Source organism: Halobacillus litoralis (assembly GCF_020171725.1).
In the GTDB taxonomy this organism is placed as follows: Bacteria; Bacillota; Bacilli; order Bacillales; family Halobacillaceae; genus Halobacillus; species Halobacillus litoralis_F.
The window spans coordinates 591,417-611,597 of sequence record NZ_JAIVAJ010000001.1; the positions used below are offsets into that span (position 1 = coordinate 591,417).

At 44.5% G+C, this 20,181-nt stretch carries 28 protein-coding genes; 13 read left to right on the forward strand and 15 right to left on the reverse strand.

The genetic code is table 11. The features are described from left to right. Positions 1–59 precede the first annotated feature (59 nt). On the forward strand, positions 60–1,058 hold the full coding sequence (trpS, locus tag LCM20_RS03175; RefSeq protein ID WP_225193973.1) for a tryptophan--tRNA ligase: 999 nt from the start codon (positions 60–62) through the stop codon (positions 1,056–1,058). 52 nt (positions 1,059–1,110) lie between these two features. Here trpS and LCM20_RS03180 read toward each other — a convergent pair whose 3' ends face one another. Both LCM20_RS03180 and LCM20_RS03185 read right to left on the reverse strand, forming a co-directional pair. Then, a complete protein-coding gene (locus tag LCM20_RS03180; protein WP_225193974.1) occupies positions 1,111–1,872 on the reverse strand; it encodes a DUF3603 family protein in 762 nt (253 codons plus the stop codon). Positions 1,873–1,962: 90 nt separating this feature from the next. Next, positions 1,963–2,139: a hypothetical protein gene (locus LCM20_RS03185; protein ID WP_225193975.1), complete on the reverse strand. Its 177-nt coding sequence runs from the start codon at positions 2,137–2,139 to the stop codon at positions 1,963–1,965. Positions 2,140–2,401: 262 nt separating this feature from the next. Here LCM20_RS03185 and LCM20_RS03190 point away from each other — a divergent pair, with 262 nt between their 5' ends. Further along, positions 2,402–3,331 (forward strand): LCP family protein, encoded by a 930-nt coding sequence (locus LCM20_RS03190; RefSeq protein WP_225193976.1) that lies wholly within the window; start codon positions 2,402–2,404, stop codon positions 3,329–3,331. A gap of 92 nt (positions 3,332–3,423) precedes the next feature. On the opposite strand, the gene fabF is transcribed toward LCM20_RS03190, so the two are convergent. Both fabF and LCM20_RS03200 read right to left on the reverse strand, forming a co-directional pair. Beyond that, positions 3,424–4,665 carry a beta-ketoacyl-ACP synthase II gene (gene fabF, locus LCM20_RS03195; protein WP_225193977.1) on the reverse strand — a complete coding sequence of 414 codons (1,242 nt, stop codon included), beginning with the start codon at positions 4,663–4,665 and terminating at the stop codon, positions 3,424–3,426. A 16-nt stretch (positions 4,666–4,681) separates the two neighbouring features. Continuing rightward, on the reverse strand, positions 4,682–5,620 hold the full coding sequence (locus LCM20_RS03200) for a beta-ketoacyl-ACP synthase III (RefSeq protein WP_225193978.1): 939 nt from the start codon (positions 5,618–5,620) through the stop codon (positions 4,682–4,684). Positions 5,621–5,779: 159 nt separating this feature from the next. Between LCM20_RS03200 and LCM20_RS03205 the strand changes: the two genes are divergently transcribed. Then, positions 5,780–6,001: a hypothetical protein gene (locus tag LCM20_RS03205; RefSeq protein WP_225193979.1), complete on the forward strand. Its 222-nt coding sequence runs from the start codon at positions 5,780–5,782 to the stop codon at positions 5,999–6,001. A gap of 95 nt (positions 6,002–6,096) precedes the next feature. Here the strand turns inward: LCM20_RS03205 and LCM20_RS03210 are convergent, their stop codons facing one another. Then, a complete protein-coding gene (locus LCM20_RS03210) occupies positions 6,097–7,050 on the reverse strand; it encodes a BMP family ABC transporter substrate-binding protein (protein WP_225193980.1) in 954 nt (317 codons plus the stop codon). Positions 7,051–7,131: 81 nt separating this feature from the next. Continuing rightward, positions 7,132–7,665, reverse strand: a complete 534-nt coding sequence (locus LCM20_RS03215) for a hypothetical protein (RefSeq protein WP_225193981.1) — start codon at positions 7,663–7,665, stop codon at positions 7,132–7,134. Positions 7,666–7,803: 138 nt separating this feature from the next. Between LCM20_RS03215 and LCM20_RS03220 the strand changes: the two genes are divergently transcribed. Both LCM20_RS03220 and LCM20_RS03225 read left to right on the forward strand, forming a co-directional pair. Continuing rightward, positions 7,804–7,977 carry a YjzD family protein gene (locus LCM20_RS03220; protein ID WP_225193982.1) on the forward strand — a complete coding sequence of 58 codons (174 nt, stop codon included), beginning with the start codon at positions 7,804–7,806 and terminating at the stop codon, positions 7,975–7,977. A 146-nt stretch (positions 7,978–8,123) separates the two neighbouring features. Then, positions 8,124–8,933, forward strand: a complete 810-nt coding sequence (locus tag LCM20_RS03225) for an undecaprenyl-diphosphate phosphatase (protein ID WP_225193983.1) — start codon at positions 8,124–8,126, stop codon at positions 8,931–8,933. A 57-nt stretch (positions 8,934–8,990) separates the two neighbouring features. On the opposite strand, the gene moaD is transcribed toward LCM20_RS03225, so the two are convergent. The 5 genes from moaD to LCM20_RS03250 form a co-directional block, all read right to left on the reverse strand. Next, the gene (gene moaD / locus LCM20_RS03230; protein WP_225193984.1) at positions 8,991–9,224 is read right to left on the reverse strand and encodes a molybdopterin converting factor subunit 1; all 234 of its coding nucleotides are present in this window, start codon (positions 9,222–9,224) and stop codon (positions 8,991–8,993) included. Next, positions 9,221–9,676, reverse strand: a complete 456-nt coding sequence (locus LCM20_RS03235; RefSeq protein WP_225193985.1) for a molybdenum cofactor biosynthesis protein MoaE — start codon at positions 9,674–9,676, stop codon at positions 9,221–9,223. The genes moaD and LCM20_RS03235 overlap by 4 nt, the downstream gene beginning before the upstream one ends. Continuing rightward, complete coding sequence (mobB, locus tag LCM20_RS03240) at positions 9,673–10,191, reverse strand: molybdopterin-guanine dinucleotide biosynthesis protein B (RefSeq protein ID WP_225193986.1); 519 nt, start codon at positions 10,189–10,191, stop codon at positions 9,673–9,675. The genes LCM20_RS03235 and mobB overlap by 4 nt, the downstream gene beginning before the upstream one ends. A gap of 67 nt (positions 10,192–10,258) precedes the next feature. After that, the gene (locus tag LCM20_RS03245) at positions 10,259–10,543 is read right to left on the reverse strand and encodes a metal-sulfur cluster assembly factor (RefSeq protein WP_225194190.1); all 285 of its coding nucleotides are present in this window, start codon (positions 10,541–10,543) and stop codon (positions 10,259–10,261) included. Between the two features lie 102 nt (positions 10,544–10,645). Next, positions 10,646–11,410 (reverse strand): alpha/beta fold hydrolase, encoded by a 765-nt coding sequence (locus tag LCM20_RS03250; RefSeq protein WP_225193987.1) that lies wholly within the window; start codon positions 11,408–11,410, stop codon positions 10,646–10,648. 180 nt (positions 11,411–11,590) lie between these two features. Here LCM20_RS03250 and LCM20_RS03255 point away from each other — a divergent pair, with 180 nt between their 5' ends. The 3 genes from LCM20_RS03255 (at position 11,591) to LCM20_RS03265 (ending at position 12,861) form a co-directional block, all read left to right on the forward strand. Further along, positions 11,591–12,412, forward strand: coding sequence for a Cof-type HAD-IIB family hydrolase (locus LCM20_RS03255; protein ID WP_225193988.1), 822 nt, complete (start codon positions 11,591–11,593; stop codon positions 12,410–12,412). A gap of 96 nt (positions 12,413–12,508) precedes the next feature. After that, positions 12,509–12,652 carry a hypothetical protein gene (locus LCM20_RS03260; protein WP_225193989.1) on the forward strand — a complete coding sequence of 48 codons (144 nt, stop codon included), beginning with the start codon at positions 12,509–12,511 and terminating at the stop codon, positions 12,650–12,652. A gap of 2 nt (positions 12,653–12,654) precedes the next feature. Continuing rightward, positions 12,655–12,861, forward strand: coding sequence for a DUF3813 domain-containing protein (locus LCM20_RS03265; protein ID WP_225193990.1), 207 nt, complete (start codon positions 12,655–12,657; stop codon positions 12,859–12,861). Positions 12,862–13,061: 200 nt separating this feature from the next. Here LCM20_RS03265 and LCM20_RS03270 read toward each other — a convergent pair whose 3' ends face one another. Further along, positions 13,062–13,865, reverse strand: a complete 804-nt coding sequence (locus LCM20_RS03270) for an HAD family hydrolase (RefSeq protein WP_225193991.1) — start codon at positions 13,863–13,865, stop codon at positions 13,062–13,064. A gap of 167 nt (positions 13,866–14,032) precedes the next feature. Here LCM20_RS03270 and LCM20_RS03275 point away from each other — a divergent pair, with 167 nt between their 5' ends. The 4 genes from LCM20_RS03275 to phnE (LCM20_RS03290) all read left to right on the forward strand — a co-directional run bounded on the left by LCM20_RS03275 (position 14,033) and on the right by phnE (LCM20_RS03290) (position 17,469). After that, positions 14,033–14,944, forward strand: a complete 912-nt coding sequence (locus LCM20_RS03275; RefSeq protein WP_225193992.1) for a phosphate/phosphite/phosphonate ABC transporter substrate-binding protein — start codon at positions 14,033–14,035, stop codon at positions 14,942–14,944. 119 nt (positions 14,945–15,063) lie between these two features. Beyond that, a complete protein-coding gene (gene phnC / locus LCM20_RS03280; protein ID WP_225193993.1) occupies positions 15,064–15,864 on the forward strand; it encodes a phosphonate ABC transporter ATP-binding protein in 801 nt (266 codons plus the stop codon). Continuing rightward, on the forward strand, positions 15,836–16,645 hold the full coding sequence (gene phnE / locus LCM20_RS03285; RefSeq protein WP_225193994.1) for a phosphonate ABC transporter, permease protein PhnE: 810 nt from the start codon (positions 15,836–15,838) through the stop codon (positions 16,643–16,645). The genes phnC and phnE (LCM20_RS03285) overlap by 29 nt, the downstream gene beginning before the upstream one ends. Continuing rightward, positions 16,642–17,469 carry a phosphonate ABC transporter, permease protein PhnE gene (gene phnE, locus LCM20_RS03290; protein ID WP_225193995.1) on the forward strand — a complete coding sequence of 276 codons (828 nt, stop codon included), beginning with the start codon at positions 16,642–16,644 and terminating at the stop codon, positions 17,467–17,469. The genes phnE (LCM20_RS03285) and phnE (LCM20_RS03290) overlap by 4 nt, the downstream gene beginning before the upstream one ends. A 42-nt stretch (positions 17,470–17,511) precedes the next feature. Here phnE (LCM20_RS03290) and LCM20_RS03295 read toward each other — a convergent pair whose 3' ends face one another. Next, complete coding sequence (locus LCM20_RS03295; RefSeq protein WP_225193996.1) at positions 17,512–17,937, reverse strand: hypothetical protein; 426 nt, start codon at positions 17,935–17,937, stop codon at positions 17,512–17,514. A 13-nt stretch (positions 17,938–17,950) separates the two neighbouring features. Then, positions 17,951–18,778: a DUF2785 domain-containing protein gene (locus LCM20_RS03300; protein WP_225193997.1), complete on the reverse strand. Its 828-nt coding sequence runs from the start codon at positions 18,776–18,778 to the stop codon at positions 17,951–17,953. Positions 18,779–18,916: 138 nt separating this feature from the next. Here LCM20_RS03300 and LCM20_RS03305 point away from each other — a divergent pair, with 138 nt between their 5' ends. Beyond that, complete coding sequence (locus LCM20_RS03305; RefSeq protein WP_225193998.1) at positions 18,917–19,180, forward strand: NifU N-terminal domain-containing protein; 264 nt, start codon at positions 18,917–18,919, stop codon at positions 19,178–19,180. 96 nt (positions 19,181–19,276) lie between these two features. On the opposite strand, the gene LCM20_RS03310 is transcribed toward LCM20_RS03305, so the two are convergent. Next, positions 19,277–20,170, reverse strand: coding sequence for a BsuPI-related putative proteinase inhibitor (locus tag LCM20_RS03310; RefSeq protein WP_225193999.1), 894 nt, complete (start codon positions 20,168–20,170; stop codon positions 19,277–19,279). Positions 20,171–20,181 lie beyond the last annotated feature (11 nt).

The window sequence follows — 20,181 nt, forward strand, 5'->3', positions numbered from 1 at the left end:
CCAGATAGGATGTGCCACAACTGAACGCAGTGTCTGAAACTACTTATGAGGTGATGAAGATGAAAACAATCTTTTCAGGAATTCAACCAAGCGGTACATTAACGCTTGGAAACTACTTAGGTGCCATGAAGCACTTTGTTGATATGCAGGATGAATACAATTGTTACTTCTGCATCGTCAACGAACACGCGATTACCGTACCACAAGAACGTTTGAAGCTTAGAGAAAATACGAAGTCGCTTGCAGCCTTATACTTAGCTGCCGGAATTGATCCGGCTAAGTCGACGTTATTCATTCAATCGGAAGTTCTTGCACACACTCAGCTAGGCTGGATGTTACAGTGCGTAAGTTATATCGGAGAGCTGGAGCGAATGACCCAATTCAAAGATAAATCCAGCGGCGGAAAAGAAGGCGTCTCATCAGGTCTTCTGACATACCCTCCTTTAATGGCTGCTGATATCCTTCTATATAAGACGGATATTGTACCTGTTGGTGAGGATCAAAAACAACATCTAGAGCTGACACGAAACCTGGCCCAGCGATTCAATAACAAGTTCAATGATATCTTCACTGTTCCAGAAGTCCGTATTCCAAAAGTCGGTGCGCGTATTATGTCTTTACAGGAACCGACTAAAAAGATGAGTAAATCTGATGAGAACCAAAAAGCATACATTTCCATGCTGGATGACGAGAAGAAAATCGTGAAGAAAATCAAGAGTGCTGTAACGGACTCTGAAGGAATCGTGAAGTATGATAAAGAGAACAAGCCAGGCGTCTCCAACCTGCTTACGATTTTCTCCATTTGTTCCAACCGTTCGATCGAAGATATTGAGAACGAGTTCAAGGATAAGGGGTACGGTGAGTTCAAACAGGCTGTAGCTGAATCCGTTGTATCTGTTCTGAAACCGATACAGGAACGTTACCATGAGTTGATTCAGTCTGAAGAACTTGATGATGTATTAGATGAAGGAGCCGATAAAGCCTCCTTTGAAGCTCAAAAAATGCTCAGAAAAGCAAAAAAAGCGATGGGCCTTGATCGAGCGAAGAAGAAAAAGTAACTTCTCCGCTTCTGCAGATCGCAAACAAAAAGCCAGAATTGAGATTCAGATCTCAATTCTGGCTTTTCATATGCTGGGTCACTTTCTCATGCTCCCCCTGCCAAATCGTCTCAAAGAATGGCTGCCCTTTTACCATCTTACCGCATAGTTCTTCATGCAGCTTCGACCAACTATGGCACGTTTCTTCATATAAACGGTTCCAAGCTTCCTCTGTCGTCAGATCCTTGATGGATGGATAGTGGACAGGATCCCATTCTGTCAGCCAATACCGAATTTCTTCCGGATGATCGGAATGCTTCAGTTGATCGAGCGCCATCATTAATAGCTGTTTCAATTGACGTTCTCTCCTAGTCAGGCCTGACATTTTCTCTGGGTCAAGCGACAAGATGTGGTGTTCTTTCTGAATACTTTCTTCTATTATATAGTTTGCAGCTCTTTTTCCTTGAACCATCTCCAGTGCCAGTCGTTCCTGACGTGGAATGAGGCGGCTCTTTTTAACCGGAGATGTATAACCAAGTGTGTCAAAAACCAATACGTCCGTGCCATTCGTGATCACAGCTGCATATTCAATGGTGTGTCGTTCCTGATTTTTCTTCATGTACGTTTTCCGCTGAATGTCTTGTAGTAAAGCAATCGGCAGATCCTGCAGGTCATTTTCGATATGATTGAATAGCCCCTCCTGTACCTTCAGTAAAGGAATCTGATCAATCAATTCAATCCCATCTTCTTTTCTCCATTCATGAAAGCGACAAACGTTGTACCCATTCTCTTCTCCTTCAAACCAGTTCACCCATAGATCATGCATATATAGCATAACAAACCCTCACTTTCATTCAGTGATCTCTTTAGGTTACAGTATGACCAAAGCTGGCTTTTTTATTCTTTGCATCCATTATTTACTACACTATTCTTTCATAAGAATAAGTGCTAATGTGATCAGCATGACACCAAACGGAAACAAATAGCACTCAACCCTTGTCCTCAATAGAAAAATGAATTCCAACCAACTGAGTCCTGCTGGGACGAGGTTGAGATACGTGATCGTCACCGTACCTCCCGCTACAGCAAAACCAAAACCCATTAAAAAAATCAACCAATACCACATGCCCATCCCCTCCGGCCTGTCCTCCTTTTTCTATCTTATGACCTGATCTTTCCTATCATGCGTACGGAAACACCTTCTTGCCCCCTTTACTAAAATGGATAGAAAAGGTACATTTATTAACAGGTATGCTATCTATGAAAGGATGATCCCGTTGTCTAAATCTCGTTCGCTGCGCAACAAGCGTAGGCGCAGACGAAAAAGAAAAGTAAGAATCGCATTTTTCATGTGCTTTCTTATTGTGGTTTTTGGTTACAGCAGCTATGAGTACTTAGCTGGAAAGAACCAAGCTAGTAGTAAATCGCCTGGTGTGGCTCAGGCAGAAGAAGCCCCATCAATCGAAGAGGAAAAAGAACAATATAAAGAAGACTTCCAAGGCGTTGATAACTTGGATGACAAAATCAATGTGCTTCTACTCGGGTCGGACCAACGTGGAGATGAGCGTGCTCGCACCGATACTATCATGATCGCTCAATATGACCCGAATAACCAGAAAGTAAAGCTTGCTTCTATCATGAGAGATACTTATACCGACATACCGGGATATGGTTATAACAAAATTAATGCCGCCTTCTATTTCGGCGGACCTGAGCTTCTTAGGCAGACGATCTCAGAGAATTTCGGAGTGGAAATCGAATATTATTCGATTGTAGATTTTGAAGGCTTTACAGCAACAGTGGATACGATTGCTCCTAAGGGAATTGAAGTCGATGTCGAGAAAGATATGAACTACCAGGATGGCGCTGGAACCATTGACATCGACTTGGATGAAGGAGCTCAAATGCTGGATGGTGAAGAATTGCTAGGCTATGCCAGGTTCAGGCATGATGCTGAGGGAGACTTCGGACGTGTAGAGAGACAACAGAAAGTCATTAAGCTTATGAAAGACGAGCTTCTCTCTTTCAATGGCGTTCTCAAGGCACCACGCTTAGTCGGAACGGTTCAACCTTATCTTGATACCAATCTTGGTACAGGCAAAGTTCTTCAGATCGGGAAAGACCTCATTCTGAACCCTGTCGAAACAATCGACACGATGAGAATACCTACATCGGATAATGTTTGGAACGAAAGAAAAGACTACCCGATCGGGCTCGTTCTGAATCATGACGAATCCAAAACGAAGGAAGAATTACAAGCCTTTTTTGAAGACGAAAAAGAAGATGAAGAATAAACGTTTACCCGCTGACGACCTCAGCGGGTTTCTTAATTAACCATGAAAAAAGAACGAGCTCGTTCATAACGAAAGAGCTCGTTCTTTTCTACTTATTGTTCATATTTTTGGAAGATCAAAGTGGCGTTATGACCGCCGAAGCCTAATGAGTTACTCATGACTGTATTTACTTCCTGCTTGCGTGCTTCATTCGGTACATAGTCAAGGTCACACTCTGGATCAGGTGTTTCATAATTAATCGTCGGAGGTAGAATCCCTTCATTGATCGCTTTCAATGAAATGACTGCTTCCACTGCACCAGCTGCACCCAGTAGGTGTCCCGTCATGGATTTAGTTGAAGAGATTGCCAGTTTGGAGGCATGATCTTCAAATACAGACTTAGCTGCATGCGTTTCGAACTTATCGTTAAGCTCTGTAGATGTACCGTGTGCATTCAAGTAATCCACGGCAGAAGGTTCAATCCCTGCATCTTCAAGAGCTTGTCTCATCGCACGCTGCGCTCCGTCTCCTTCCGGGGCAGGAGATGTGATATGATACGCATCGCCTGTTGAACCATATCCTGTCAGTTCCCCATAAATCTTAGCCCCTCGCTTCTTAGCCGATTCAAGCGTCTCAAGAATAAGGATTCCAGCACCCTCTCCCATGACAAAGCCGTCACGGTTCTTATCAAACGGACGACTCGCTGTGTTCGGGTCCTCATTCAAGGAAAGAGCACGAGCAGAAGCGAAGCCGGCAAAGGACATCTTGTTCATAGGCGCTTCTGTTCCACCTGTGATCATAATGTCAGCGTCTCCTCGCTGGATGACTTTGAAAGCATCACCGATCGAGTTCGCTCCTGATGCACACGCCGTAACCGTACAAGAGTTGATTCCCTTCGCACCCAGAGCAATCGACACCTGTCCCGCTGCCATGTCCGGAATCATCATCGGAATGAAGAAAGGACTGACGCGGCGGTACCCTTTTTGCTGGAACGTTTCGAATTGGCTTTCGTACGTTCCCATTCCGCCGATACCTGAACCGATCCATACGCCGGTTCTTGCCGCATTCTCTTCATTAATTTCAAGACCAGCATCCTCTACAGCCATGTGTGAGGCAACCATTGCATATTGGACAAACGGGTCCATACGTCTTACTTCTTTACGATCAATATATTTTGATGGGTCGAAGTCTTTCAGCTCAGCTGCTACGCTGACAGGATAATCATCTTTGTTGACCTTCGTGATTTCTCCAACACCAGACTTTCCACCTTTAATGCTTTCCCACATTTCCTCAACCGAATTACCAACAGGGGTTACAGCACCCATGCCCGTAATGACTACTCGGCGTTTATCCATAAATCATTCCTCCTTATTACTTTCCCCATCGGAGGGCAACGGCTCCCCAAGTAAGTCCGCCACCAAATCCAACGAGTACGACTAAGTCATTTTCTTTTATTTTACCTGCCTTTACGTCTTCAGACAATGCAATCGGGATTGATGCAGATGACGTATTTCCATAACGCTTCACTTGTGTAGACATTTTCTCTTCTGGAATACCCAGACGCTGTCTGGCCGCTTCCATGATTCGAATGTTGGCTTGGTGAGGCACAAGGTAATCGACATCCTGCTCACTCAACCCGATTTTCTTCACGACGTTCACGGAAGATTCAGGCATCTGCCTTACAGCAAACTTGAAGACTTCCCGTCCATTCATGAAGAGTGTATCGTTAGGGTTCTGATATAGGTTCGGTCCACCGCTTCCGTCTGCACCCAGTTCTGATGACAGGATACCTTTTCCTTCACTTACTGGTCCGATGACGGCCGCTCCGGCTCCATCTCCGAACAACACGCACGTATTGCGGTCGTTCCAGTCTGTGATTTTAGACAGCTTTTCTACACCTACGACAAGTATGTTCTTGTAGGACTCATTCTGGATATACTGCTGAGCTGTAATCACGCCATACATGAAACCAGCACAAGCTGCACTAAGGTCCATCGCTGCTACTTTGCGTGCTCCGAGACGATGCTGAAGCATCGTTGCTACAGATGGGAACGGTTTATCTGGTGTGACAGTCGCTACTAAGATCATATCAATCTCATCCGCTGTCATATCCGCATCATTCAGAGCATTTACCGCTGCTTCATATGCCATGTCAGACGTATCCATATCATCTGACGCGATTTTCCGCTCTTCGATTCCCGTTCTCGTCCGAATCCACTCGTCACTCGTGTCGACCATTCTCTCTAAATCGTGGTTTGTCAGCACTTTTTCGGGAGCATAGTGACCTATGCCTAAGAATCCTGCGTTCATATATTCATCCCCTTAAGGTAAGATCTTAATCTTATATCAATTCTTATGACTTGGTACTAATTTTAATTCATATCTTTTTTTTCTGCAAGTCAGGCGGGCTCCCATGCCCACAAAAAGGCTTGAATTACTTCATAGAGTACTATTGAGGAGGTGTTGAAGATGGCGGATAAAAAGATGTCACCCTTCGATCAGTTTTGGAACCGGCGACCTGCACAGGAAGATGGTTCACAAAAAGAAGAAAAGAAAGAGGAAGCAACGGATTCAGAAGATACAAGTGGTTCTCCCTCCCTCTCATGGCCGGATTTAATGCAGGAAATGTCGAAAACATGGAAATCAGTATCCCCGATTGTAAAGCCGATGATTGATAAGTTTAAGAAATGAATAGCTAGAAACAGAACCGGGACTGCTTTTGGCTCACGTGTCCCCGTTCTGTGCACCCAGAAATTAAAATAACTCTGAAGCCATTGGCTTCAGAGTTATTGTTCGTTCGGTAATTGACCCGATTCTATATATTGTTCTACAGAACGCTCCATTTCCTTCACAAATGCTTCCGGTACCTCTGGACTGTATCCGCCCATGGAAATCGCTCCGTCTTTAAAGTCGAAATAAATAGGTTCATCCCCTAATTCATCGTTCATCAACCGCTCCATGGCTAGTTTATAAACAACGTCTACGTGTTGAACAGTACTTGTCAGGACGGTGTTCTCAGCCACGGATGAATGATCGGATAGATAGCCGATCACATGATTTTGATCCTCTTGAATGGTATGAATCAGCGGAACGTTGAATAAATCACCCGTTGGATAATAAACATCCGTACCCTCTGTCTTCATCTTCTTATAGATCTCCTGTGCTTCTTCTACTCCGGCCCAGTCATTGGTGAAAGAGATTTGCACTTCAGCCTCAGGATTCTGGTACATAACCCCTTCGTAAAACCCCTCTACTTCAGGCTGCCATTCGTAGACGGCGATTAGGCCGATCTTGTTCGTTTCTGTCATTTCTCCAGCCACCATGCCACCGAAAAAGCCCATAGCATGTGCGCTGAAATTAAGACTTGTTACGTTGTCAGCTGTAAACTGTCCGTTGAAATAGATGAATTCGACATCCGGATAGTTTGTATGCAGCTGCCTGAAATGCTTACCATATAAATTACTGTGACCGATGATGACATTGACACCCTTGTTCACGAGCTCTTCAACAGCCTCAGCCGATTGTCGATAAGTTTGAATACCTTCTTTATAAAAAGTGTCTACTCCGAATTCTTCTTGAATGGCCTGCATACCCTTATATCCTTTTTGTCCCCATGCTTGATCGCTGATCGTGCTTTCGACAAGCATGCCGACTTTCAGATCTTTACCGCTACTGGATAATGGACTGCAAGCGGGTAGTACGAGAAATACAGACAAAAGGACTAGTGTTAGTTTTTTCACAATCAGCACTCCTAAGAAAAACCTCTCTAATATCCTCTTTTATTCTACATGTTTTTCTTAGGAAAAGTAAACGTCTTTTGGTCAGATTCCCTTGAAATCAAACGAATTTTCTGACTGTATCGTCTTCCATACTTCGTGAACATTTCTCCTCAGCTGCCCCTCATTCTCCATATCGAGAGCAGGTGGCAGATGCTTGCTGACAACCTGTGGAAAAGCTTTTTTCACGTAATCACCGATATAGACGGCTTCCCTTTCTCTCACCCACTCGTACAATTCGTCTTCATTAGAAATCTCGTGATCCGGTAGATCCATCCATTCTCCGTACACAATAGGTAGGGTCAAATGGGCTAGAAGAGCTCCACTTTGTTCAATGAATAACTCATTCTGTTCGTACACAATCGAAATTTCGTCATCCTCTATATGGATGTGCTGTTCTTTATCCTCTTGATTATAAAAGTGTTGAAAATTACTGTTTCTGCCGACAAACATATACAATTGTTCGGAGCGCTCAGACGTTAATGAGTCTATTCCAATGACACTCACGCCTTCTTGAAGAAGGTTTGCTGTTAAATGATATCCGATCCAATGAAAACTAGGGTTCACGGTAATGATCATTTTTCTTCCCCCTTCACGTTCTAGTATAGTTTATTCGCTGAAAAGGAGATTGATGAATCCTGAAGCGATTTCATATTTCTTTTTATCCACCGTTCTGGTAATATGGAAACAGAACGTGCAAAAATGAGGTGAGTAACGATGCGCTATATTTGGACAATCATTTGGGCCTTTTTGTTGAGCTTCATGGCGGCCTACGTCATCAGTAACATGGCTGGAGGAAGCTTCGCGTTTTCACAAGTGATCGTGACAACGATTCTGTTTACTCTTGCTGCCATTATTCTTGGTGAAGGCGTTATTTCAGAAGAAGCCTGACAAAAGGACGACAAACGTTGCTATCGTGGATGGCAGCGTTTTTTTCTTGTTGTACATAATGAATAACTTGTCTGATTGCACATAAAAATCAACTAGCGGTATAGTAGAGAAATGGAAATGTGTAGGATCAAGGGGGAGCATAATTTATGCAGGAGTTTATTGAATTACTCAAATACTTATTTTTAGGAATATTCCAAGGGTTTACCGAGCCTATCCCGGTTTCTTCAAGTGGACACCTCGTCATCGTTCAACAGTTGTTGGACTTTGAATTAGAAGGGTTGAACTTTGAAATCCTTGTAAACTTCGGTTCGCTGGTCGCTGTGTTGATGATTTATTGGAATGACCTGATGCGGCTTGCTAAGAACGGAATCAGCTATATTTTCACAAAAGATGACGCTCAGAAAGATGACTTTGATTTTATTTTATACCTGTTCATTGGTACTGTTCCTGCGGGTGTACTCGGAATTTTACTTGGGGACATCATTGAAAATGAACTAAGTGGTGTACAAACAGTAGGAATTACGTTAATCATTACGGGTGTCGCATTATGGATCATCCGTAATATTAGAGGAAGTAAAAATGATGGTCAATTGACGTGGAAGGATGCCCTGATCGTCGGACTGGCTCAGGCTGTCGCTCTCATCCCGGGAATCAGCCGCTCTGGTGCGACGATTGTCGCCGCGATGCTTCTTGGCATGAAACAGGAAACAGCACTCCGGTTCTCGTTCCTGTTGTTCATTCCTGTCAGCCTGGGGACGATGCTGTTATCGATCGATGAACTGCTAAACGATAATTTGGCAGAGCAGTGGGTTGGGTACGCGATTGCCTTTATCGCTTCTATTCTCGCTTCCTACGTATCGTTGAAATGGTTTATGAATATTATGGCGCGTGGAAACTTGAAGTACTTCGCGTTCTACTGTTTCATCGTCGGGGGACTAGTCATTCTGTTCCTTTAAATCATAAGAAAAAAAGTCAGCCGCATTGTGCGGCTGACTTTTTTTGTGACGTATGTTTCACCCGCCACTTACAGGTGGAATGAACGCGATAACGTCATGGTCCTGGATTTGATAGTCGTTGACAGCAAACTCCTCATTGACGGCGACCATCGCTTCCTTCACCTTATGTAGCTGATACGTATCCCCGATATACCCTTTCAATTCTTCAATGGTCTGCCCCTCTGCCTGCAGCTCCAATTGTTCCGCGCCCATCTGCTCCTGCAGTTCTGCAAAAAATAATAATCGGTTCACTGGACTTCCTCCTTACTTGGCACACCAGGGTGTTTTTCCTTTTGATCACCGATCCACTTTTCTCCGTCATGCCAGTGTTCTTTTTTCCAAATCGGTACGATCTCTTTCATCCGCTCGATGGCATAGCGGCTCGCTTCGTAAGAATCTGCTCTGTGTGGTGTAGACACGGCTATGACAACAGCAATGTCTGATATCTCTAGCCTCCCCGTCCGGTGGGCAATGGCTGTTCGGGCATCCGGCCATTGCTGTTCGATTTCATGACCGATTTCTTCCATCTTCTTTACAGCCATGCTTTCATATGCTTGATATTCCAGAAACAGCGTCTGCTTACCTTCTGTAAACTCCCTGACCGTGCCGATAAACGTGTTGATCGCTCCAGCCTCAGGACGTATGACAAGATCGATGACGTCCCGTGGGTTTAATGGATTTTCTGTTATCCAGTAGTCGCTCATAACGTTCCCCCTCCTTTTATCAGATCATATAAGATAGGTAACTGCTCCTCCCACTCTCCTATGGTGTACACGGGGAGAGTGAGATTTCCCGTTAAGGAAACATCCCAAGTGATGACGAAACGAATGTTTTCTTTTTTTAAAAGTTCGAGGTCCTGCTCCTTCTTTACGATGACAGCTTTAGGGTAGTCCTCTTCCTTGTAACCCTCTACGACAATCAAGTCCGGTTCGAAAGCTTGATACAGCTCCACTATACGAGGTAAAGAGAAATCCGTACTGTCCAGCTCTAATTGCAATCCCCCGGCGCTTCTTACACCTGTCAGAAAGGACCCCGATTTCTTCAGCCTGGCACTGTCTGTTTCATCGTGCATCGCCTGCAGTGGTTCCGGATGTCCGTGGTGCTTAATGACAGCCACACGTTCTCCCTTTCCTGCTCCGTAGGCAATAAGCTTTGATAACAGTGTTGTTTTGCCGCTGTTTTTATATCCTACAATTTGAAAGACAGGTGAGCCTTTCATCCTTTCCACTTCCCTCTTTTTATTATGTAAAAACCCCTGCCGCATGGTTCGGCAGGGGTCCTCTCAATCAATCTGGAATGCCAAGAGCGATTTTCGCATAACGACTCATGCGATCTTTCGTCCATGGTGGATTCCATACAATATTTACTTGAACTTCTTTAACTTCAGGCAAATCTGCAAGACATCGCTTCACATCTTGTTCGATGTGGCCGGCTAACGGGCAGCCCATAGCTGTCAACGTCATCGTTACGATTGTCTTCCCGTCATCTTCTATATCTACACCGTAGACTAAACCGAGGTTGACAATATCGATACCAAGCTCGGGGTCAATGACATTTTCAAGGGCGCCCATTGCATTTTCTTCAAGAGCAGTTGTACTCACATTAGTTCCCCCTTCATAATTCTTCACTTCCTATTATAAACAAAAATGAGCATAGAATAAACTATTGGAGCCTTATAAGACTAATTCCAGCCAATTCACCATCTCAAGAACAGCAAAACGACTCACTTTGTGATCCCGCCCTACCTCTCTCAAAAAGCGGATGTTCTCAGGGTTCTTATAATCTCCGATGACTTCATTGTAAAAATCATAAGAATGCTCGAACGGAACGACCGGGTCTGCATCACCGTGCCAGAAGAAGATCGGTCTGCTGTAAAGCTTCTCTTTCTGCTTCGATAAGTCAATTTCTTCCAAAGAAGCCAGAAGAGATTCCAGCTCTTCGTCACTCACTGGCATTTCCATACCGGCTTCTTCGATTCCATTAAGCAGCCGCTTCGCAAATTCTACGGGCTTCGGTGAACCCATCATGACAGTCGATGCTTGGATCCATGGATACATCGTTAGAGCGGCACAAGTCGTAATTCCACCCATGGACGTGCCTCCGACCCCAATCCTGCGGTCCTGAATAAGACTTGCACGGTCTAATTCATCCTTAATATCTTGAAGATCTTTTAAATTTTGATACACGATGTCCCAAAACTTCAGGTTCAGTTCATCTTTCGTGAGATCTTCCTCCCGCTCCCCGTGATAAGCACTATCTGGGAGAATGACACGATAGCCCTTTTGAGCCAACAGGTAGCTCTGGGCTAAATTATGTTCTTTCGCAGAAGTAAAGCCGTGGAAATAAATAAAAACAGGCAGCGGTTCTTCCTGTTTGGATTGATCTACCACAGTAAGTACAGGTACATTTTTAAATGTTTGTCTTTGTATGCCTATCATTCGCCTAAACCCTTTCTCATGAATCTTTACGTCAAATTTAAACCATGCTAATTTTTAACTGTTATGTTCATATCGTAACACTGCCCTATCCAAATGGGAAGTATTACGTTGTAAAGAAGGGATTTCTTTACATACTGGTTAAAAAGCCGCTAAACTATACATATAGAGAGGTGAACGAAGATGAAAGAACGACACTTGATTGCATTAGATTTAGATGGAACATTATTGACAGATGAAAAAGTCATCAGCCCTAAAACGAAAGAAACGGTGCTTCGTGCCATGGATGAAGGACATATCGTAGTGATTGCCACAGGACGTCCACACAGAGCGAGCATCAACTATTACCACGAGCTAGGTTTACAAACGCCGATGGTCAACTTTAACGGTGCTTTAATTCACCATCCCACTGACCACAAATGGGACGCGCTCCACTCTCCTATGTCGGTACGAACCGCTCATCAGATTATTGAAGCCTGTCAGAACCTAGGTGTGCGAAACATTTTGGCAGAGGTGAAAGATGAGGTCTATTTGGATCAATACGATGAGGAAATCATGAGCATTTTCCAAACGAAAAACGATCCGATTCATGTTGGGCAGTTACAGGCAAACTTGAAATCGGACCCTACTTCGATTTTAATCCATCCGGAAGAAAGCAAAATCAGCCTCCTCCGTTCTCAATTGGATGAGCATGCAGAATTAATCGATCACCGAAAATGGGGCGCACCCTATCACGTCATAGAAATTGTAAAATCCGGCCTGAGTAAAGCTGTAGGCCTTGAGAAGATTTCACGTTACTTCGACATCCCCGAAAATCGCATTATTGCGTTCGGTGATGAAGACAACGATTTGGAGATGCTCGATTATGCCGGCGTAGGCGTAGCGATGGGAAATGCCATTAATGAACTGAAAGATGTCGCGAATCATATCACATTAACGAATGAAGAAGATGGAATCGGTGAATTTCTCAGCGACTACCTGAACTTGAATAAGAAAGCCATGTAACAAAAATTTCCTCGTTTATGGCAGCGGAGAACAACCATACTAAGCTTGGACGCGAAAGAAGCGTTCAAGCTTTTTTTATGACAGGAGGGACTTGTCATGGGAAAGGAAACAAAAGATCGCAAAGTAAAAAGCAGGACTGAGGTCCAACCTTTCGACGAAAGCAAGATGGAGCCAAAAAGGCTTACAGACGCAGCTCGTAAGGAAATGGAAGCAGACCAGCATACGGTAGGAGGGTTTTAACGATGGCGAACAATCTATTTGAAAACGCTCGTGATGCGGTAACCCGCTTCACTCAAAACCGTGGTGGCGGTCGTCAAGCGAACGAACAAGACATGCAGGCGGCTAAACAAGCGATTCAATCTGCCTATAGCCAATGTTCTCAAGAAGAGAAACAACAGCTACAGCAATTGGAACAGCAGCTTGAACAACACCACCAAAGCTTGCGATAAGGATGTACAAACATTCTTAAATGAAAGGCCCCTTCTCTGTAGAAGGGGTCTTTTTTCATTGTTTTTTTCTTTTTTTCATTGACAAAGTTGTATTAAATGATTAGATTAGCGGGTAGTGTATAGTAACCCCTAAAGTTTTTCTGAAAATTTGGTACAGAACAACTCCCGGTGACTAGTGCCCACCGGGAGTTGTTCTGTCTTTATGTAATTTCTTTCAAACTGTGGACGTGGATCATGTTTTCATGTGAAGTTGATTCGGAATGGGGTTGAACGAAAATGGCTTTCATGCCGAGTACCAATGCCGGTGCAATTTCATTCATGAAGTTATCCCCTATTGAGACGCTCTCCTCAGGCAGCAGCTCATATTTCTTCAGCAAACCCTCGAATTGATCGATCACATTCATCGGTTTCTGAGCCGATGTGATGATCTCATGAAAAACGCCTTCCAAGTTCAATTGTTCGAGAATGACAGCGACATCCTCCTCCTCACTATTTGTCACAAGCAGCAGCGCCTTATCTTTTCTCCAAGCTTCGAGAGCCTTACGCAATCCGGGTGTCTGTGTCATAGTGAATTGATCAGAAGCCATGAACTCCTTCGTTTGTCGATAACACTCGAACGCTTCTTCAAGTTTTATGCCATAGTGTCTTGCAATCGAAGAAGGAATCCACCACCCATCCCCAATCGCAACCTTTCTTTCAAAGTCGTAATCGACCCTCGCATTATAGTTATTCTCAACCTCTTCCCCTGTCCAGTCCTGTACGTTTTCTACTTCATTAGTGAATGGATTGACGGTCAGGATGAGATCATACTCTGCATCATATACCTTCCCGATCTGTAAAGGGTGCTCCCCATTCAATATGCTGGCGTAATCCTTCTCGAATAACGAACGATTGGATTCATCCAGTCCCTCTTTTAACCGGTCTGCGTAATACCGAAAGTGATCCGTATCCTCATATAACGTTCCGTCCAAATCAAACAATAGACACCTCGCCTCATCAATCACTCATATCCCTCCTCATTCTTTTATTATTATTGTAAACCAATTTTAACTCCACATCCGAATATTGTAAGCATTTGTAAATGTTCGGTAAATCTACTTGTTTTATCTGATAGATTCACTATCATTGGAATTGCTTTACAAAACAATTGAATGGAAATGGGGTTAAGAAAGTGAAAAAATTATGGATCGTTGCATGCTTCACAGTGCTTGCATTCGTTCTTGCCGCCTGTGGCTCTTCAGAGGGTGAAGCACAGACTGGTGATGAATCGCCTGAAAAAATCATTATGGGATTCGTTCCATCCCAAGACTCTGACAAAATCGCAGATACGGTTCAGCCGTTAGCCGACGAACTATCTGAAAAGCTCGGCATTCCTGTTGAAGGAAAAGTGATGAACAGCTACTCTGCTGTCGTAGAAGGAATGGGTAGTGGACAAATACATATCGGATTCCTCCCAGCCTTCGCCTATGTTCTGGCAGAAGAAAAATATGATATCCAGGTTTCCTTGAAGTCAGAGCGTTATGGCAGTGACCAATACCGCGCTCAGTACGTCGTCATGAAAGATTCCGGCATTGAATCCCTCGAAGACCTTGAAGGAAAAACGTGGGCAATTCCTGATGTAACGTCTACATCTGGATTCCTTTTCCCCGCTAATGAGTTGATGACGAAGTTTGGTGTTCAAGATGTGCAGCAGGATTTCTTCTCCCAAACGATTTCAGCCGGTGGTCATGATAATGCCATCGTCGCTCTTCTAGATGGCAATGCTGATGTTGCGACGACTTTCGAAGATGCACGTGGTGATTTGGAAGAAGAGTACCCGAACGTCATGGAAGATACGAAGATCCTCGGCTATACGAACTGGATCCCGAACGATACCATCTCTGTCATTCCATCTCTTAATGATGATAGGAAAGCTGAAATTAAAGAAGCCTTCCTATCCTTCAACGAAGATGAGGACATGATCCAAGTCATGAATGATGTGTACAGCTGGGATGCGATTGTTGATGCATCACCGGAAGACTATCAAATCGTACGCGACACATACGAGAAGTTCAAAGACTCCATTAACATTGATGACATGTAAAACGAACACATACAAGTAGACACGTGATTATCCCCTAAATAATCATAAATACGTTTTAAAAAAGGGAGATCTCATGTCTCCCTTTTTTCTTATATTTGAACAAGAAGGAGCACACAGGCATGATTGAATGCAATGATTTATCGCTGGTCTATCCAGATGGGACACAAGGATTAAAAAATGTGAACGTACAAATCAATAAAGGCGAATTCGTCGTCATTGTCGGGTTGTCAGGCGCAGGAAAGTCCACATTGATTCGAAGCATGAACAGACTCGTCCAGCCTACTTCGGGAGGACTTTACATCGATGGCGAAAATGCTTTAGCTCATAATGCCAGCCAGCTGCGTAAATTGCGCACGAAAGTCGGTATGATTTTCCAACACCACAACCTGGTCAAGAGGCACACGGTCATGAAAAACGTAATCGCAGGCAGGCTCGGCCATACAAGCACATGGAAAAGTGTGTTGAATATCTACCCGAACAAAGACCGTGCCCTTGCCTACGAAAACTTGAAGCGAGTCTCTATTGAGGAGAAAGTACATACGAGGGCAGATCAACTAAGTGGCGGGCAGCAACAGCGCGTTTCCATTGCCCGTGTGCTGACACAGCAGCCGAAGGTCATTCTGGCAGACGAACCCGTCGCAAGCCTCGATCCCCCGACGTCACATCAAGTCATGAATTACTTGAAAACCATCAACCGGGAAGATGGCATTACAACGATCGTCAACCTTCACTTCATTGACATGGCAATGGAATACGCCGACAGAATCATTGGGATGCGTGCAGGAGAAGTCGTATTCGACGGCCCTGTTGCGGAGGTCACGGAAAGAACATTCGAAGATATTTATGGTCGAAAGATTAAGGATGACGACCTCAGAGGAGGGAAAACCGACTATGAACCAACAGAAGCCATCACTTCCTAAAGCTCCAGGTCTTGTCTCTCAACGTAAGAGAACCATCACTATTTTCATATGGGTTGGCGTAGCAGCCCTCTATCTATTGAGTTCCATTCATACAAACGCCTCTCTTCTCCGATTTGATGGCGAGTTTTTTTCAAACGTCGGACGTATGATCGGCCAAATGTGGCCGCCTCAAATGCAGTATGCCCCTGCCATTTGGCCGAAGCTCGCTGAAACGATCCAAATGGCGGTTCTGGCTACAGCGCTTGCAGCGATATTCTGCATCCCGCTCTGTCTCGGGGCGGCGGAGAATATCGCAAACAATAAATGGATCTACAACACCATGCGAACATTCTTGAATGTCATGCGTACGATTCCAGAGCTGATTCTGGCCGTATTGTTTGTTGGTCTTTTTGGGATTGGGGTATTTTCAGGTGTTCTTGCACTCTTCATTTTTTCATTAGGAATACTCGCGAAATTGATGAGTGAGACCGTTGAAGGAATTGATAAAACTCAACTGGAAGCGATAGAGGCTTCCGGTGGGAATAAGCTTCAAGTGATTTGGTACGCGGTTCTCCCTCAAATCCTTCCACAGTTTGCTTCTTTTTCTCTTTATGTGTTTGAGATCAACATCCGCGCTTCTGTAGTGCTCGGATTTGTGGGCGCGGGAGGTATCGGACTGCTCATCCAGCAGCAGATCAACTTTCTGAACTATCCGGCTGCCATGGCGGTCGTTATGGTCATCTTTTTTGTCGTGATTCTTATTGACTTCATCAGCAATCGTATTCGGGAGGCGCTTCTATGAATCAGCAACCGTACCTTTTACCGCCACGCCGTAAGAGAAACGTGAAGGCTTTACTGCATAAATGCTTTTGGACCCTGCTGCTTGTCAGCTTAATTGGTTGGTCGATGCAGGGAATAGCGGATGAGTTGAATGCTGAGCGCGTCTTCAGCATGCGGACGATTGAACGTGCTCAAACTGTCATCCCTCAACTCTTCCAGCTGAACGGAGACCAGTTCTTTAGAATTGTGGGATTGATTGTCGAAACTCTCGCCATTGCCTTCACGGGATGTATCATGGCAGCGATACTCGCGGTTCCCCTCGGCTTCTTTACAGCCAAAAACATGATGGGGAACACGCTGATCGGGAGAATCACTCACGCATTCTTTAAACTTTGGTTGAACGCAACCCGGACTTTTCCTGAGATTCTGCTGGCCCTCATATTCGTCGCCTCCATCGGTCCCAGCCCTTTTGCCGGGGTGCTTGCCATCGCGATTGGATCGACCGGAATGCTTGGCAAATTATTTGGGGAGACGATTGAAACGGTGGATATGTCTTTGGTTGAAACGATGCAGGCTAATGGGGCAACACGCATCCAAGTGTTGTTTTACGCAATCCTTCCTCAAGTCGTCCCGGAGTTTCTAAGCTATGCCATGTACCGATTCGAGATTGATGTGCGAGCTTCCACAATCCTCGGGGTCATCGGCGCAGGTGGTATCGGGACCTTGATTGTCATCTCCGCCGCGAACCGCAATTGGGGAGAAGTCGGACTCATTGTCCTGTGCATCATTGTAGTTGTCACGGTCATTGATTACCTGAGTGCCTATGCAAGAAAAAAACTCGTCTAAACAAAACATCCGCGCGGACTGTGTCTCGCGCGGATGTTTCTTTTACCAAAAACGGAAATATGCTTTTTTCAGGGTGATGGCATACAAAACATGGCCGATCAACCAGTAAAGAATCGCCACCCCATCTGTTAGCGAAGGCGTTTCTTTAATCGCTAAAATTGTCAGCGGGACGTAAGTTGTTGAGGCAAAAGCTGTCAATAGAATAGACAGCCCCCACTGGTTTCGCCTTGTATCCTGAATCCAGTGTTTAAGAATGTAGACATACAGAATTCCAATAATCCAAGATATGATCATGTGAAACAGCCATTCCATGTAAACCGGCCATTCAATATCCCCTATGACAGGAATAAAGTCAACGTTCATTAAGAGCGTATAGACTTTCCTGCCTGTAGCCATTTCCACGAACCACAAAAATAGACCTAGAACGATACCTGATATGGTTCCAATCCAAATCCCCCAACGAATCATCAGCGACACTTCCTTAGTAAGCTTCTTGCTTTCTCAATTCCCTCAAAAGGTTTTCTAAAACCTGCCGAAGCTCTCGATAGTCTCCTTCGAGCATACGGAAATAGAGGGCTCTTAATAAGTGTTTACTATTGTTGATAATGATATCCTCGCTCGGGTCCTGCCAGCTTTCCCTCTCATATAGAAGCGTCTCAAGCCATGCCACTCGCTGCTCTGACGATATCTTTTTGAACATCGCTAAGATAGCGGTGACCATCCGCTCCTCTTCATCGAACAAGTAAGGCTGGTCAATCAGGAACTGCTCTTTAATGATCGGGAGCATTTCCAGTACATGATCAGATGTAATCTCTTCACAAGAGGCGACATAATAGATCGCGTCTGCCGCATGGGCCATCGCATGAGCCCATCCTTTCCCTTCTACATGACCACGGTGGTCCATTTCCTGCTTCATGTATTTCTTCAAGTTTTCCCACACCCTGAGGACATCCTCCTCTTTTAGAAAAGGCTGACTCTGGTGCTTTTCGATAATGGGTGGAATCAATAACACAGAAAAGCTGCGCTTAAATACGGCATCTTCTTCTTTCTTAGAAGAGCCGATTCTATAAAATAGATAGTTTTTATTTAATATCGACTGAAGGATGTTTTTCAGTTGATCTTCATTATAGTAATCACGTTCAATAAACGTCGTAAATATGGTGTGGATCAAATCATCTCTTAATACAGGATGAACCGACCCGATTCTTTGAAGCATCATGGTTGTCAGTTCTTGGAGATTCTGATCACCCGGGACTTGATAATCGTTATCCTTGATTGGTTGAAGAACATCGATTAATCGTGACTCCATACCCTCACCTCCTAAAGTGACCTCATTGTAACACAATTATCTCCTAAACTTGTAAGATGTGAACTTATCCTTTTTTATAGTTTTGACTAAGGTTGATTTCTGCTAGAATAAGAAGAGATGTTATAAGGAGGATACGAAATGTCAATTCAAGTACAAGAAACACCAAATCCAAATGCACGTAAGTTCACAACAGAGTCTATGATCTTCCAGGGGGACGGAAGCGTATCCGTTATGCCTGGTCAAACAAGTGACTACGATATCATGAATGACCTTATGAAGCTTGAAGGCGTTGATAACGTGTTCGGGTTCCAAAATTTCATTACCATCAACAAGCTGCCAAATGCTGAATGGGATGATTTGACACCTCAAGTCAAAGAAATCATTAATAACTACGGTTACTAAATCAAAAATAGAAAAAGGTCGAGTATGATTTCATTCATACTCGACCTTTTCTGTGTGTAAAAACCCCGCGGCTGAGCCGCGGGGCTTATATTGGCATTATTCTGTTGGTTGGAAGTTCTCCAGTGGAATGTAGTTCACATTCGTCGGCTTGCCATCTTTCGCACTTTCTTCAAAGATGGACATCGTAACGGTTCCAAACTCAGGAAGGTTTTCCTCAGAGATGGACACTTCGATTTCGAATGGAGACCAAGATGGTGCTGCATCTCCGTCTACTTGTACCGGCGTCGGCTCAACGAGTACGTTATGTCCGTCTTCAATGCTGTACATGAAGCTTGCTTCAAATACTCTCGCTTCTCCTGACACAACATAAGAACCGTTCTCTCCTGTTACTTTGATGTTCCGGAACGCTTCTCCGTCACCTTCGAATTCCTTCGCTTCTGACTGGTCCTGTTCTTCCTCTTTCTGTGGTTCTTCAATCGTGAAAGGCTGTGTGATTTCAAAAGGCGTAGCTTCTACAGACTGACCGTTGATCGTGTCGACAAGGAACGTAATAGTCGCCTCGTATTGACCAGGCACGGCGCTCGTCCAGCCTTCAGACGCTGTTAGGGACTCTTCAGCAGCTAATTCCTCGCTCGTTTCAGCCTGAGCGAAAGACTTATCGGATGAGAACGTGTACACGTTTTCTCCGTCGGCATTGGCTACTTGAATTTCATACTGCTGGCTGGAAGTGAAACCAAGTGTTACGGCTTCTTCCCCGGTATTGATAAGGGAGAAGTTAAAGTTCGCTGCATCTGCTGTTGTTTCGACACCGGCATCCATGGCCAATTGATTGATCAACGCATCCATATCGACTTCCTCCGTCACTTCTTCTTCAGGAGTTTCCTCTTCCGGTTCTGCCCCTTCCGCTTGATCTACATCTCCATTTGTTCCACATGCTGCTAACATAAGAATCATGACCCCCATCATGATCATGGCTAGAAACTTTTTCATATCGCCACTCC